We start from the raw sequence: 15,582 nt of genomic DNA on the forward strand, positions 1-15,582 counted from the left end.
TTTTAGTTAGCATTTGGATTGGTTATAAAAATAGGCATTTAATTTTAATACGAAAAACATACCTCTAATGAACAACCCAACTTTTCAAATGGACAAAGACGTGCAAGATACATTAACCAAAGCTGTTAGGAATTTACGTCGATCTATGATTATCACACCCCTTTTCTTAATTCTTATCACATATATCAGAATTAGGAGTTTTAAAAATCCTATTGCATTGAATCATCTTACACCTATAGTGTATTTTGCTTTTTTGTACATCGTTTTGCTCATTTTATTTGCGGTTTTTCTTATTCCTATTCGGAAAATAAAAAGAATTGGAAGAACTATTTATGCAATCAATTTGATTGAAAATAACACAGTGGAATTTTACCTTTTCAATATTTCTTCAAATAATTCTGATACCATTACTTGTAAAAAGGAGGATATTATCATAGATCAAAAACCTTTAAAATCCAAACAATTAAATATTTATACAATGAATACCATTACAATCGATGGCAAAAAATATGAAATTTTTCATAAACTGATTGAAGATTCTAATCTTTCAGTATAGTAAATTGTTCAAAAATAAGTTGAGTAAAAAGAATTTTAATCTATAGAAAATATGATTTATTCATTTTAATTTTAATTTTTTGTTATCTAGTGTTTATCTTCGCAACCTATTTTACATCTTCTTTTTATGAATCCATCTGTTAAGATTTTTTCAGGTACAGGGTCAGTAGAACTGGCTGAAAAAATAGCCGAGAGTTATGGTACAACTTTAGGCAAGATAAAAATTCAGAAATTCAGTGACGGCGAGATACAGCCGGTCTTTCTGGAAAGTATTCGTGGTGATTATGTTTTTTTGGTCAATGGCACTTTTGCTCCTAGTGAAAATTTGCTAGAATTGTTGCTGATGATCGACGCAGCAAAAAGAGCGAGTGCAGAGAAAATTGTCGTAGTACTTCCTTATTATGGATATGCTCGTCAAGATAGAAAAGACAAGCCTCGTGTAGCTATCGGTTCCAAATTAATTGCTTCTTTATTAGAAAAAGCCGGCGCAGATAGAGTCATCACTATGGACTTACACGCACCACAAATTCAAGGCTTTTTTGAAATCCCTGTAGATCATCTGGATAGTTCGGCAATTTTCATTCCTTATTTAGAGCATTTAAAGATAAAAAATATTACCTTTGCCGCCCCTGACGTAGGAAGTACAAACAGAGTACGTGAAATTGCAAGCTTTTTCAATGCTGAAATGGTGATTTGTGACAAGCACAGAAAAAGAGCTAATGAAATCGCTAGTATGGTGGTCATTGGTGATGTAACGGGGAAAGATATCATATTAGTTGACGATATTATTGATACCGCAGGAACCTTAACAAAAGCCGCAGGCTTGTTATTAGAGAAAGGTGCGAAAAGTGTAAGAGCACTTTGTACACATCCGGTTTTAAGTGGTAAAGCGTATGAAAATATCGCCAATAGTGTATTGACAGAATTAGTTGTATGCGATACGATTCCTTTAAATAAAGAAAAGGTTGCACAATACAATTTAAAAAATAAAATAAAGGTCGTAACTGTCGCAGATTTATTTGCCATCGCAATTAGAAATGCATACGAAAACAGAAGTATTACGAGCTTATTTGTACATTCTCAAAGAAGAGAATTATAAACAAGTGTATTTTTAAACACAATATATATTATGAACACAATTACAATCGAAGGTCAACTGAGGACCGAATTTGGCAAAAAAGCTACCCGTGCGGTTCGCTCTCAGGGCAATGTACCTGCTGTAATTTACGGGGGTGCTAAGGAGATTAATTTTTCTGCTCCTGCTAAAGCATTTAAATCGTTGGTTTATACCGACAAATTTCAATTAGTTGATATTACTGTTGATGGCGTTACTTACAAAGCTATCATGAAAGACCTTCAATTTGACAGAGTAAGCGATGCATTGACGCACGTTGACTTTTTAGAATTGAACGATGATAAAAAAGTAGTTGCAACTTTGCCTCTTAAATATGTAGGTTCTTCAAAAGGTGTAAAAGCTGGTGGTAAATTTATCGCTAAATTGAAATCTTTGAAAGTAAAAACTTTACCTAAACATTTGAAAGAAGCTATCGAAGTAGATATCACTTCTTTGGATTTGAACGGTAACATTCGTGTAGAAGATGTACATGCTGACAATTTTGAAATCATGAACTCTCCACGTATTCCTATTGCATCTGTTGTATTGACTCGTCAATTGAAACAAGCAAGTGCAGAAGCAAAAAAATAGTTTATAATTTCATAAACATATTTCAGAGCCTTGCTAATTTGCAAGGCTTTGTTATTTTTAATAAAATATAAAAATGCCCGCAAAATATCTAATCGTAGGATTGGGAAATATCGGTACGGAATATTACAATACACGTCACAATGCAGGATTTGATGTGGTGGAAGCATTTGCCATAAAACATGGTGGATTTTTCAAAAGCGATCGTCTTGCTGATATGTCTGAAGTCAAATGGAAAGGCAATACATTTATATGTATCAAGCCGACCACATTTATGAATCTGAGTGGCAAGTCTGTCAAATATTGGATGGATAAAGAAAAAATCTCATTGGAAAATATATTAGTAATTGTAGATGATCTTGCACTTCCCATCAGCAAAATCCGTCTAAGAGGTCACGGTAGTGACGCTGGACACAACGGATTGAAAGACATACAACTGATGTTAAATACAGACAAATATGCACGTCTAAAATTTGGCATTGGCAATAATTTCCCCAAAGGGATGCAAGCGGAATTTGTATTAGGTAAATGGTTCCCAGAGGAACGCTTAATTATTCAAAAGAAAATCGAAAAAAGCGTGGAAATCATTGAAGCGTTTTCTACTATGGGATTGGAAAGGACGATGAATAGGTATAATAATATTTCGATTGAATAATTACGTATATTCAATTATAGAGAAAAAATAGATGGATTACAGAACCGAGTTTAAACGATTTATTACTGGTCAACATTTATTTCGCGGCATTGTGGTAACTGTCGGCGCGCTGATTCCGTGTATCCTCCTTTTTAATTTACATCTTTTGGCCAAAATGATGGCATTACCGCTTGGTGCATTATTTTTGAGTCTAACAGACAATCCCGGCCCTCAAAAAGAACGGATCAAAACATTGTTTTTAAGCTTGGGCGTTTATGTACTTGTAGCGCTAATTACTACGCTTTTACGTAATATACCCTTTGCTGTTTTTATAGAAATTATCGTCTTCAGTTTGGTATTTTCCATTATCGGCATTTATGGTACGCGCTTGACCAATATGGGAACGACGGCTTTGATTATTTTTACATTTTACATTGACGATCATCTTTCGGGTAAACAATTTTTTGATAGTGCGCTTTACTTTACGATAGGTGGGCTTTGGTATATTTTGATTTTTTTATTACTCAATAGAATCAAACCTTACTTAGCTATAGAGCAATCTTTAAGCGAATATTTATATGATATTGGTTCTTTTTTGAAAATAAAAGCCAGCTATTATCAGAAAAATCCGGATACAGAATCCATCAAAACGCGGCTTATAACATTACAAACCAAAATCAGAACCGACCAAGATGATTTGCGCGAAATGTTATTCAAAACACGCGAATTAGTCAATGAATCTACACCACGAAGCCGTTCTTTGATGTTCATTTTCCTAGATAGTATTGAGTTGTTTGAGCGGATTATGACCTCGCAATATGATTACGAACATTTGAATAAAATATTAGAAGATTCACATATCGTACAGCAATTTGGCGCATATATTTCGAGATTAGCCTCTGAAATACAATCGCTTTCGCTTATTCTTCCATTGGAAAAGCCCTTTCAAGAAAACAAAGAATTAGATATTTCCTTTCAAAATTGTAAGGACTCTTTTTCCAAATTGCGCGCAGAAAAATTAACAACAGAAAATATTCAAGATTTTATTGTTTTGAGTCAAATACTTTCCAGTATTGAAGATCTAAAAAATCGTATTCAAAAACTTCAAAATGCAACTAAATTAAAATTTGGAGAGATAAAAAAAGACGAGCGGCTTAACATCAATTTAAAAAGATTCACGCCATCTATCACCTATAATCCCAAATTATTTTGGTCCAGTTTTTCTTTAAATTCTAATCTTTTCAAACACGCGTTGCGTGTAACGATCGCATTATTAATCGGTTATATTGTATCGCTCTTTTTACCGACTGGACATTCTTATTGGTTACTATTGACCATTGTCGTATTATTGAAACCGGCTTATAGTTTATCCAAACAAAGAAATAAACATCGTATTATCGGCACGTTGGTTGGCATGTTTTTAGGACTAATTCTAATCACTTTTATTTCATCCAAACTAGCTATATTTCTGTTGCTAGGTGCATTTATGACCTTTGGTTATAGTATGTTAAAAATTAACTACATGTTCGCCACGTTGGGCATTACCGTATTTGTTATTTTGGCCTATTTCTATTTAAGTCCTCAAAACATACATACACTATTTATCGATCGAAGTGTCGATACCGTCGTGGCATCCGTAATTGTAGGATTGACATCTACTTTCATTTTCCCAGTTTGGGAAGAGTCTCAAATACGTGTTTATGTAAAAAATGCACTATTGGCCAACAAAACTTATTTCCGCAATACCGCAGATCTGCTTTTAAATAGAAAAGGTGATGATGAGCAATTTAGATTAAGTAGAAAAGCAGCGTTCATTGAATTGGGTAATCTTTCGGATAATTTTCAACGTATGCTATCCGAACCGAAAGGGAAAAGAGCCAAAATCAGTCAATTACATCAGTTTGTCGCCACAACACACATGATGACCTCTTATATTGCCTCCCTCTCCTATTACGCTCATACGCAATCTCAAAATTTACCTTCTATTGAAATTGGAATCGAGGTGAGCGAGATTGAAAAAGAAATGTCCGAAGGCGTGCAATTAATGAGCTCACATGATATCCAAGATTACAAAAGGCAGAAACTAACACTACCCAAAAACATGGAGCTCAATTCTCTGATTGAAAAAAGAAAAGAAGAACTCCGTCAATTCGGAACTGCTGGACCGACAGAAGTCGGAGCAACTCTTTCACAATTACAAGCAATTCAGACCATTTTGGAACTAATTTATTCGACGGCTTATGAATTGAATAAAATATTGATTCAGATAATAGGGAAATAAATTAATCTCACCTTTTTGCTTAATTGACTTTTGAAAAAGTTGGAATTCTAAGGATAATATTTGGGGCGATTACAACATTCTTATCAGTCTCTAATTTCTGCATTTTGACCAGATCGTTCCAAGATAATTGAAAATCATACTCATTGATTAAATTTTTATACGATGGAGATATATAGTCATAATATAAAAAAATATTATAAACCATAATTCTATGAGTATTTTTTACATGAACATACTTTATAATATGAGATCTAATATCATCAACATATTTCAAAATTCCAGAATCAATTTTCGTATTTAAAATTGTAACAGAATCAATTCTTTTTTTAGAATTATAGATAGCTAGAGAAATAAAATAAACACTTGAAGAGTCTTTAGATCTTAACGAATAATCATTAAAAAAATCTGAATACAATCTATTTTCTATATATGCCCGTATGGTATTATTTGTATGCATTTTCTGACCAAATGAATTATTCGTCCAAAAAAATAGAAAAAATATTATAATAAATATAGACAAGTCTCTAGACCTATAAATAACCGTGCTCATTATTATTCAATTAATTTGAAAATAAACGTTATCCCAATCTATCTTTTACTTGATCGATCAATTCAGCGACCAAAGCAGTCCAACCAGTCTGATGACTCGCTCCCAATCCACGTCCAGAATCTCCATGAAAATATTCGAAAAATTGCATCAAATTTCGATTTTCTGGTCTTTTATAAAATTCTGCGTGTGCAGGATCTATATATTTTCGACCATTTTCTTGATCTAATGTAAATATGCCAATTACGCGCAGGGAAATCTCATCTGCGATTTTCTCTAAATTCAGATAATCACCTGAGCCCGTGGGATATTCCACTTGCAAACTATCTTCATAAAATTTCCCATATTTGCGAATACTTTTGATCAGTAAATAATTTATCGGAATCCACACAGGGCCACGCCAATTGCTATTTCCACCAAAGAAATCAGAAACAGAATCTCCCGGATCGTAACTAATCTCGAAATGCTCCTCTCCAATATTTACGGAATATGGATTGGCTTTGTGGTATTTTGAAAGTGCACGAATACCCACTTCAGACAAAAATTCATCTTCATTTAAAATACGAGAAAGTAATGCAATCAAGCGATCTTTTGGAACGAGAGAAAGTAAAATTCTTTCACTTTCTGCCTTTTCTTCATTGGGCCAAAAACGACCATTTATTTTTCTGTAATTTTCAAACCAATTGATGCGTTTATTAAAATCCGCTAATTTTTTCAAAGCTGTTCGACTAATGACAGAAACGGCAAACATCGTTGTCAATCCGACAATACTTTGTATGCGTAGATGCAATGTATTGCCACCTTTTTCAGCTAAAGTATCATAGTAAAATTTATCTTCTTCATTCCACATTCCCATTTCATTCAGCGCCTCTGCAATCAATACAAAATGCTCGAAAAATTTGGTTCCCATATCTTCAAATGAAGAATCATTCAAGGCAATTTCCAGCGCAATATCCATCATATTCAATGCATACATGCCCATCCAACTCGTCCCATCCGCTTGTTCCAATCGCATATTTCCAGATGGCGTGTGGTTACGATTAAATACACCAATATTATCCAAACCCAAAAATCCACCTTCAAATATATTGTTGCCATTGGGATCTTTCCGATTAATCCACCAAGTGAAATTGATAATCAATTTTTGAAAAACTCTTTTTAAAAAAGAGATATCTCCAGTTCCGGTATTTCGTTTTTCAATTTGATACACTTCCAACGCTGACCATGCTTGTAAAGGCGGATTTACGTCACCAAAACTCCATTCATAGGCAGGTAATTGCCCGTCTGGCTTCATATACCATTCACGCATAATCAATACCAATTGATTTTTAGCAAGCGCGGCATCGACTCGTGCGACGGCGATACACTGAAATGCCAGATCCCAAGCTGCATACCACGGATATTCCCATTTGTCTGGCATGAGGATCACATTCTGATTTTTCAAATGCACCCATTCATGATTTCGCCCCAGTTTACGCTCTTCACTTACTGGCGCGATACCATCACTCGTTGACAACCAACGCTCTATATCAAAATGATAATATTGCTTACTCCACAAAAGTCCCGCATACGCTTGCCTTTGGATATTTTTCAAATCATCAGAAAGATGCGCAGGAATGATCGTTTTGTAAAAGGCGTCCGCTTCCGCTTTTCGCAAATTGAAGATATATTCCGATCCTTTTTCAAATGGATTTTCTAAAAATGTATCTGCTAAGCGCAAATGAATGGTACGCGTACCGCCTGGAGCAATTTTGTATTGATAAACGGGTGAAAATTTTGTTCCTGACTTTTTTTCACGAAGTTTATCCAAACCTATTTTTTGAATAATGGCTTTATGAAATGCGTCTTTTGTAAATTCCGATTCATTTTCTCGCCCTTCGTAAATTTCTGCGAAATTAGTCTCATTTTCCGTAAATAATCGATCTTCCGATTTTTGAAAATACAAATAATATCGTCCCAATTTATAATGATCTGCTTGCACACATTGTGCATTTATCTCTCTTATCTCTGGACGCGGCATTGATTTATTGTAGCACCAGCGATTGTAGAACCATAGCGTTGGCAATACAGTTAAAGGAGCCGTACTTCTGCCACGATTAGTAATTTCAATTTTTATCCCAATATCTCTTTTTGAATATTTGGCATACGTAATTTGTACATCAAAATATTTATTATCGTCAAATACCCCTGTATCTAAAATTTCAAATTCCTTATCCAAAGTGGAACGTCTAGCATTCTCTTCCACTAATTGCGTATAGGGGAATGCAGCTTGCGGATATTTGTACAAAAATTGCATGTAATAATGCGAAGGCACATTATCCAAATAATAATACAATTCCTTCACATCCTCTCCGTGATTGCCTTCCGAATTACCCAAACCGAATAATCGCTCTTTCAAAATAGGATCTTTTCCATTCCACAGTGCGACGCTGAAACAAAGATTTTCAAATATATCAGTCAATCCACCCAATCCATCTTCCCCCCAGCGATAGACGCGCTTGTGTGCATGAGAAAATGGAAAATAATTCCAAGCATCTCCATTTTCACTAAAATCTTCTCGAACAGTTCCCCATTGTCTTTCGGACAAATAAGGCCCCCATTCTTCCATGTAATAATTTATATCTTGATTGGCGATTAGACGTTGTTCTTCTGGTGACATATCATTTGAAAATTTATAATGAAAATGTGAGCTCATTACGAAGATAATTATTTCAAAGCAGTATAAAAATGTAATGATTAGGTAAATTTCCCACCAATATTTGTGCGAAACTCATTTTTCTAATACCTTCATATTCGTATTTGATCACAATTTAAAGGAAGATTATGGAAGCAGTAGCACAACCGATCAGCATAACGCCAACAGCGATTAAAGAATTTAAAAATATATTATCTGCCAAATCCGATGCTGAAGAGCAATTTCTTAGAGTCGGTGTAAAAGGTGGTGGTTGTAGTGGCATGAGCTATGTATTGGGATTCGACAGCCAATTACCAGAAGATGTTGTATTTGAAATTGATGACATTCCATGCGTGGTAAATAAAAATCATTTGATTTATTTACAAGGTTTGGAAATTGATTGGCACAATGGCTTGGATGCACGTGGATTTATTTTCAATAACCCTAATGCAAGTTCTAGTTGTGGCTGTGGCAGTTCATTTGCCGTATAAAAATTATTTAATTTATTTCGTAGTGGGCGGTTCGTATATAATGCGTACCTGCCCATTTGTTTTTAGGTCTGATTCTATAAATATTTCATACCGCTTGTGATTGGTATAAATGACCATTAAAGCAGAATTTGGCGGGATTCTTCCCAAGTTTTCGGCAACTAAAATAAAGTCTAAATTTGGTTGATTGTCTTCAATTTCAGTTTTGAAATTAATCGCGTTTCGCGTTAATCTTCCAGACTTAATTACCTGCCTATTGTTCAAATAAAGAGAAATGGAATCTCCATCAATCTCTCCATTATCGAAGAAATCAACATCCACATCTTTGGTATGCGTTACGATAGTTTGAATTAATTTATTCGTACGATTTTTAATTACAAATGGGACGGGCATTTTATCAACTGCAACCAATGATTGTGTATTAATAACTTGCTCATTTTTATTTTCAACAGAAGATTTTTCCGAGACCGATGTTCCTGAAACAGTAGATAGTGTAGCAGTATGTGTCGTGGAAGTTTTTGTTTTCTTTTTATATTTTGTAACTACAAGGTTGGAGTTATGCTTTTTTTTCTGCAAAAATGCTTCTCTGGAGAAATCACTTTTATCCGAACTACTTAATTCAATTGCGCCTTGATCATTTATTTGATTAGAATTGGAACGAAAGCTAGAATAAAATCCAGATAAAGTTCGTTTGCCTGACAATTTGGAATAATTCATATCCAAAGACATTAGCAATACCGAATTTTTGTCTACCGCCTTGACTTCTAATAGTTTATTCTCACGTATGTCTAGTTTTCCAGTTTTGTCATTAAAACTCCCACTCACTGCGGTTTTACCATAGAAATCATTATTTAAATAGGAATATGAAACGCCACTAATATGACCATTACTCATTTCCTCAATTTGTAATTCATAACTGTAATATTTTTTATCCGAACCAAAACCTGAGGAGAAATACCCTTTCCAAATTCCTGTTAGATTTTGTGCAAATGAAAAAAAAGGCAGTTGTAGCAGTAAAAATATGATGAGAGGTCTGATGGTCATTCTATTATGTGGATCTTCAATTGATTTTCTAAAGTACAAAATAAAACGGATAGCGGACGAATTTCTTCGTATTCCTCTTTATTTTACTTAATTATCCTCTTTTTTACTGCATTTATATTGAAAGGCATTCATTACCTTTGTACACCTTAATTTAAATGGAGCATAGCGCAATTAATATGATAAAAGTCACTTTTCCTGATGGAGCAGTAAGAGAATACGAATCAGGAGTTTCAGCATTGGACATTGCCAAGTCAATCAGCGAGGGTTTAGCTCGCAAAGTATTGGCGGCAGAAGTAGATGGTAAAGTAATCGATTCTTTCCGTCCGTTGACGCAAGATGTACATCTTAAATTGTTGACGTGGGATGACAATGGAGGTAAATCTACGTTTTGGCATTCTTCTGCACACTTATTGGCAGAAGCGTTGGAAGCGTTGTATCCTGGAACAAAATTCGGTATCGGACCTGCGATCGAAAAAGGGTTTTATTATGATATAGACTTAGGTGATCGTCAACTTTCCGATAGTGATTTAGTCGCATTGGAAAAGAAGATGAAGGAATTGGCTTTGCAAAAAGAAGTCTATACACGTAAAGATGTTTCCAAAGCGGATGCTATTGAATATTTCAAAGAAAAAGGAGATCAATACAAATTGGAATTGATTGACGGTCTAGAAGATGGTCATATCACATTCTATACTCAAGGACATTTCACTGATTTATGTCGCGGACCTCATATCCCAAATACAGGTTTTATCAAAGCGATCAAATTAACCAACATCGCTGGTGCGTATTGGAGAGGCAACGAAAAAAATAAAATGCTTACGCGTATCTATGGTGTAACCTTCCCTTCTCAAAAAGAATTGGATGAATACGTTACTATGATCGAAGAAGCGAAAAAACGTGATCATCGTAAAATCGGTAAGGAATTAGAATTATTTACCTTTTCTGAAAAAGTCGGCCCCGGTTTACCTTTATGGTTACCAAAAGGAACTTTATTGAGAAATAAATTGCAGGATTTCTTACAAAAAGAATTGATCGCAAGAGGTTACCAACCGGTAATGACTCCGCATATTGGTTCCAAACAATTATATGTTACTTCTGGTCACTGGGCAAAATACGGACAAGATTCTTTCCGCCCAATTACGACACCTCAAGAGGGTGAAGAGTACATGTTAAAACCAATGAACTGTCCTCACCATTGCGAAATATACAAATCATCTCCTCGTTCTTACAAGGATTTGCCTTTGCGTTTTTCAGAATTTGGCACCGTTTATCGTTATGAACAATCAGGTGAATTGCACGGTTTGACTCGTGTTAGATCATTTACCCAAGATGATGCGCATATTTTCGTTACACCTGATCAAGTATTGGAAGAATTTGAAAGAAATATTGACCTAGTAACTTTCGTATTCAAAGCTTTGAATTTTGAAAACTTTACAGCGCAAGTTTCCTTGAGAGATCCAAACAATAAAACGAAATATATCGGATCAGACGAGAATTGGGATATTGCTGAAAATGCGATTCGTGATGCGGCTAAAGCAAAAGGATTACCATTTATTGAAGAAGAAGGCGAAGCGGCATTCTACGGCCCTAAATTGGACTTCATGGTAAAAGATGCCATCGGTCGTAGCTGGCAGCTTGGAACGATTCAAGTAGATTACAATTTACCTGAAAGATTCGAATTGGAATACGTGGATAGCGACAATACGAAAAAGCGTCCGGTAATGATCCACCGCGCACCATTTGGTTCTATCGAAAGATTTATCGCGGTATTATTGGAAAACTGTGCTGGTAACTTACCATTATGGTTAGCTCCTATTCAGGTGGCGATTTTACCAATTTCTGATAAATTCAATGACTACGCCAAAGAGGTAGCTATCGCATTGAGACTTTTGGATATTACGGTAAATGTGGATGAAAGAAATGAAAAAATTGGTAGAAAAATCAGAGATACTGAGGTGAAAAAAGTCCCCTACATGTTGGTAATCGGAGAAAAAGAAGCCAATGAGAAAGCGGTTTCTATCAGAAGACATGGACAAGGAGATCTTGGAACACAGCCTCTAGATACATTTATTTCTAATATTACAAAAGAAATTGCAGAAAAAAAGTAATAGATAGTTTACTTTTGCATAATTATTGATTATATCATATTATTTTTGACCCAAAAAATAGTGAATGGCGTTACCGAATAAAGGTAGATTTAACCCAAGATTTAAAAGAAATGAAGAACCTGAACATCGTATTAACGAAAGAATCAGAGTTCCAGAAGTAAGATTGGTAGGGGATAATGTCACTGTGGGCGTTTATCCTATAGAAGAAGCAAGAAAAATTGCTAACGAACAAGAACTTGACTTAGTTGAAATTTCACCTAATGCAGCTCCTCCTGTTTGCCGTGTCGTTGAATATAAAAAATTCCTTTACGAAAAGAAACGTAAGGAAAAAGAAATGAAAGCGAATGCCAAACAAAGTGAAGTGAAAGAAATTCGTTTCACTCCTGGTACGGATGAGCATGATTTGGAATTTAAAATCAAACATGCCGAACGTTTCTTGAAAGAAGGCAATAAAGTAAAAGCTTACGTTCAATTTAGAGGTCGTGCGATCATGTTTAAGGATCGTGGCGAATTACTTCTTTTGAAATTTGCTGAGCGATTAAACGAAGTAGGCGCATTAGAAGGCATGCCTAAAATGGAAGGAAAGAGAATGTTGGTTATGTTTGCGCCAAAAGCATCCAAAAAAGGTGCAGAAGGTGGCAGCAGTAAACCAAAACCACAAGCTCCCGCAGCTCCAAAGCCTCAACAAGCTCCGAAAGATTAGTTTAAAAAATCTTCATAAAAAACGTCAAATGGTTAAATTACTGTTTGGCGTTTTTGCATTTACCCGTATCTTACTTTGTATAAAAAATTCTCATGGCAAAATCAAAGAAATTAAAAGAGACAAAAGAAATTTTAACGAAAGAATCTTTAGCATTTGTAAAAAAATATATTGACAACGCCTCTCCTACTGGCTTTGAATCTAGTGGACAAAAACTTTGGTTGGAATATATTCACCCCTATATTGATGAGCATATTGTGGATGCATATGGCTCAGTCGCAGCAATTATCAACCCCAAAGAAAAGTTTAAAGTGGTGATAGAAGCGCACGCAGATGAGATTAGTTGGTTTGTCAATTATGTAAATGATAGCGGTCTTATTTATCTAAAAAGAAATGGCGGCGTAGATCATCAAATCGCCCCAGCCATGCGTGTCAATATTCATGGAAAAAAAGGTATTATAAAAGGTGTATTTGGCTGGCCTGCCATCCATACAAGACATGGTGGCACTGCATCCAAAGAACCAACTCCTCAAGTGGACAATTTATTCATTGATTGCGGAGCACGTAGCAAAAAAGAGGTGGAAGATTTGGGAATTCACGTGGGATCTGTCGTTACTTATCAAGATGGTTTTGACGAATTGGTCAATGGCAATTGGATCGGTCGTGCATTTGACAATAGAATTGGCGGTGTCATTATCGCAGAAGTGGCTCGTTTGCTTAAAGAAAATAAGAAAAAATTACCTTTCGCTTTATATATCGTCAATGCCGTACAAGAGGAAATCGGTTTGCGTGGAGCGGAAATGATGGCAAGAAGGATCAAACCCGACATCGCGATCGTTACTGATGTAACACATGATACACAGACGCCATTTATCAATAAAAATGTGGAAGGCGATGTTGCTTGTGGCAAAGGACCAGCTTTAGCTTATGCTCCGGCTGTACAAACAAAATTGTTGCATTTTGTAGAAAATGTCGCTGAGAAAAACAAAATTCCGGTACAGATGCGCGCATTGAGCCGCAGCACGGGGACAGATACGGATAGTTTCGCTTATGCAAATGATGGTTGTCCATCCGTATTGATTTCCATGCCTTTGCGTTATATGCATACAACGGTGGAAATGATTAACAAAGCAGATGTAGAGGCTACGATTCAATTAATATACGAAACTTTATTGACCTTATCTCCTCAAACAGATTTGAAATATTTGTAAATAAAAAGAGCGCTTTGGCGCTCTTTTTATTTACTCAAAAAATATTGAATAGCTAAATCATAGCCTTTTAAACCCAGACCGACAATCGTACCGACTGCCACGGCAGAGATAAAAGAATGATGTCTAAATTCTTCTCTTGTATGAATATTGGAAATATGCACTTCTATCAATGGTGTCGTAATGGCTTTGATGGCATCCATTATCGCAATGGAAGTATGTGTGTATGCCGCAGGATTCAAGACGATACCATCATATTCAAAACCGATTCTTTGAATTTCATTGATCATTTCTCCCTCGATATTACTTTGAAAATAGGTAAGTTCGACTTTCGGAAATTTAGATTGTAATATTTGAAAATAGTCATGGAAACTTTGTTTGCCATACACTTCCGGTTCGCGTACACCCAACAAATTCAAATTAGGACCATTGATAATTGCGATTTTCTTCATGATTCAAAAATAAGATAAAAGTAGCTAGCATAAAAAAGCTGAATTCAAATGAATTCAGCTTTTTTAATTATTTATTTTCTTTTATCAAATTGATGAAATCATCAAATAGATAACGACTATCGTGAGGACCAGGAGTTGCTTCTGGATGATATTGTACAGAAAATGCAGGTCTATCTTTCAAACGAATACCTTCAACGCTATCATCATTCAAATTCAAATGCGTAATTTCTACATTTGGATTCTTTTTAACGCCGTCCGCATCGATACCGAATCCGTGGTTTTGCGTACTGATTTCACTTCTACCAGTAACCAAATTTTTCACCGGATGGTTCAATCCTCTGTGACCGTTGTGCATTTTGAAAGTAGGAATACCATTTGCCAAAGCCAATAATTGGTGACCAAGACAGATTCCAAATAATGGTTTCTTTTCTTTCAATATTTCTTTTACTGTTTCAATTGCATAAGGCATTGCTGATGGATCACCAGGACCATTAGAAATGAAATATCCGTCTGGAGCAAATTCTTTAATTTTTGACACTGGCGTATTTCCAGGAAAAACTTTCAAATACGCACCTCTATCGGACATGCATTTCAAGATATTTCTTTTGATACCGTAATCCAATACGGCAACCTTCAACGCCGCACCTGGGTCTCCATAAGAATATTCTTCTTTGGTAGAAACTTCTTTCGCTAAGTCCAAACCTTTCATGTCTGGAACCTTGCTCAATGTTTCTTTCAACGCATCAATGTCCGCAGTTTCAGAAGAAATAATACAGTTCATTGCACCTTTATTTCTTACGTGAATAACCAATGCTCTTGTATCAATACCTTCAATCGCAACAATATTATTGGTTTTCAAATAATCTTCCAAAGAACCATCTGCCAAAGGTCTAGAATATTTTTCTTCCAAACTTCTAGCGATCAACCCTTTAATTTTCACAGAATCACTTTCTACTTCCTCAGATTTCACACCATAATTGCCAATATGCACATTATTCATGATCAGCATTTGTCCATAATAACTAGGGTCGGTAAAAACTTCCTGATAACCGGTCATACCCGTATTAAAACAAATCTCACCACCAACGGTGCCAATCTTCCCAAAAGATTTTCCATAAAATACCGTGCCGTCAGCTAGTAAAAGGACAGCAGGTTGTTGTTGAATAGACATGGATTTAAAAAATTTTCG

At 35.4% G+C, this 15,582-nt stretch carries 14 protein-coding genes; 9 read left to right on the forward strand and 5 right to left on the reverse strand.

Translation table 11 applies throughout. The annotated features are described in order from the left end of the window. Positions 1 to 67 precede the first annotated feature (67 nt). The 5 genes from E0W69_RS14030 to E0W69_RS14050 all read left to right on the forward strand — a co-directional run bounded on the left by E0W69_RS14030 (position 68) and on the right by E0W69_RS14050 (position 5,172). Complete coding sequence (locus E0W69_RS14030; protein ID WP_131330665.1) at positions 68 to 556, forward strand: hypothetical protein; 489 nt, start codon at positions 68 to 70, stop codon at positions 554 to 556. Between the two features lie 126 nt (positions 557 to 682). Further along, on the forward strand, positions 683 to 1,654 hold the full coding sequence (locus E0W69_RS14035; RefSeq protein ID WP_131330666.1) for a ribose-phosphate pyrophosphokinase: 972 nt from the start codon (positions 683 to 685) through the stop codon (positions 1,652 to 1,654). 30 nt (positions 1,655 to 1,684) lie between these two features. Next, the gene (locus E0W69_RS14040) at positions 1,685 to 2,260 is read left to right on the forward strand and encodes a 50S ribosomal protein L25 (RefSeq protein WP_131330667.1); all 576 of its coding nucleotides are present in this window, start codon (positions 1,685 to 1,687) and stop codon (positions 2,258 to 2,260) included. Positions 2,261 to 2,333: 73 nt separating this feature from the next. Then, complete coding sequence (gene pth, locus E0W69_RS14045; RefSeq protein WP_131330668.1) at positions 2,334 to 2,912, forward strand: aminoacyl-tRNA hydrolase; 579 nt, start codon at positions 2,334 to 2,336, stop codon at positions 2,910 to 2,912. A gap of 31 nt (positions 2,913 to 2,943) precedes the next feature. Beyond that, a complete protein-coding gene (locus tag E0W69_RS14050) occupies positions 2,944 to 5,172 on the forward strand; it encodes an FUSC family protein (protein ID WP_131330669.1) in 2,229 nt (742 codons plus the stop codon). 19 nt (positions 5,173 to 5,191) lie between these two features. Here the strand turns inward: E0W69_RS14050 and E0W69_RS14055 are convergent, their stop codons facing one another. Next, the gene (locus E0W69_RS14055) at positions 5,192 to 5,629 is read right to left on the reverse strand and encodes a hypothetical protein (RefSeq protein ID WP_131330670.1); all 438 of its coding nucleotides are present in this window, start codon (positions 5,627 to 5,629) and stop codon (positions 5,192 to 5,194) included. Between the two features lie 121 nt (positions 5,630 to 5,750). Next, on the reverse strand, positions 5,751 to 8,378 hold the full coding sequence (locus tag E0W69_RS14060; protein WP_131330671.1) for an MGH1-like glycoside hydrolase domain-containing protein: 2,628 nt from the start codon (positions 8,376 to 8,378) through the stop codon (positions 5,751 to 5,753). Positions 8,379 to 8,542: 164 nt separating this feature from the next. On the opposite strand from E0W69_RS14060, the gene E0W69_RS14065 reads away from it, so the two are divergent. Beyond that, the gene (locus tag E0W69_RS14065; RefSeq protein ID WP_131330672.1) at positions 8,543 to 8,884 is read left to right on the forward strand and encodes a HesB/IscA family protein; all 342 of its coding nucleotides are present in this window, start codon (positions 8,543 to 8,545) and stop codon (positions 8,882 to 8,884) included. 12 nt (positions 8,885 to 8,896) lie between these two features. On the opposite strand, the gene E0W69_RS14070 is transcribed toward E0W69_RS14065, so the two are convergent. Continuing rightward, entirely contained in the window at positions 8,897 to 9,925 is a 1,029-nt protein-coding gene (locus E0W69_RS14070; RefSeq protein WP_131330673.1) for a hypothetical protein, read from the reverse strand. 155 nt (positions 9,926 to 10,080) lie between these two features. Between E0W69_RS14070 and thrS the strand changes: the two genes are divergently transcribed. From thrS to E0W69_RS14085, 3 genes are all read left to right on the forward strand, one after another. Then, positions 10,081 to 12,033 carry a threonine--tRNA ligase gene (gene thrS, locus E0W69_RS14075; protein ID WP_225321268.1) on the forward strand — a complete coding sequence of 651 codons (1,953 nt, stop codon included), beginning with the start codon at positions 10,081 to 10,083 and terminating at the stop codon, positions 12,031 to 12,033. A gap of 64 nt (positions 12,034 to 12,097) precedes the next feature. Next, positions 12,098 to 12,736 carry a translation initiation factor IF-3 gene (gene infC, locus E0W69_RS14080; protein WP_131330675.1) on the forward strand — a complete coding sequence of 213 codons (639 nt, stop codon included), beginning with the start codon at positions 12,098 to 12,100 and terminating at the stop codon, positions 12,734 to 12,736. A 92-nt stretch (positions 12,737 to 12,828) separates the two neighbouring features. Further along, positions 12,829 to 13,944: a M42 family metallopeptidase gene (locus E0W69_RS14085; RefSeq protein WP_131330676.1), complete on the forward strand. Its 1,116-nt coding sequence runs from the start codon at positions 12,829 to 12,831 to the stop codon at positions 13,942 to 13,944. Between the two features lie 26 nt (positions 13,945 to 13,970). On the opposite strand, the gene aroQ is transcribed toward E0W69_RS14085, so the two are convergent. After that, positions 13,971 to 14,393: a type II 3-dehydroquinate dehydratase gene (aroQ, locus tag E0W69_RS14090; protein WP_131330677.1), complete on the reverse strand. Its 423-nt coding sequence runs from the start codon at positions 14,391 to 14,393 to the stop codon at positions 13,971 to 13,973. Positions 14,394 to 14,460: 67 nt separating this feature from the next. Continuing rightward, positions 14,461 to 15,564, reverse strand: coding sequence for a glutamine-hydrolyzing carbamoyl-phosphate synthase small subunit (carA, locus tag E0W69_RS14095; RefSeq protein WP_131330678.1), 1,104 nt, complete (start codon positions 15,562 to 15,564; stop codon positions 14,461 to 14,463). Between the last annotated feature and the right edge of the window lie 18 nt (positions 15,565 to 15,582).

Source organism: Rhizosphaericola mali (assembly GCF_004337365.2).
Taxonomy (GTDB): Bacteria; Bacteroidota; Bacteroidia; order Chitinophagales; family Chitinophagaceae; genus Rhizosphaericola; species Rhizosphaericola mali.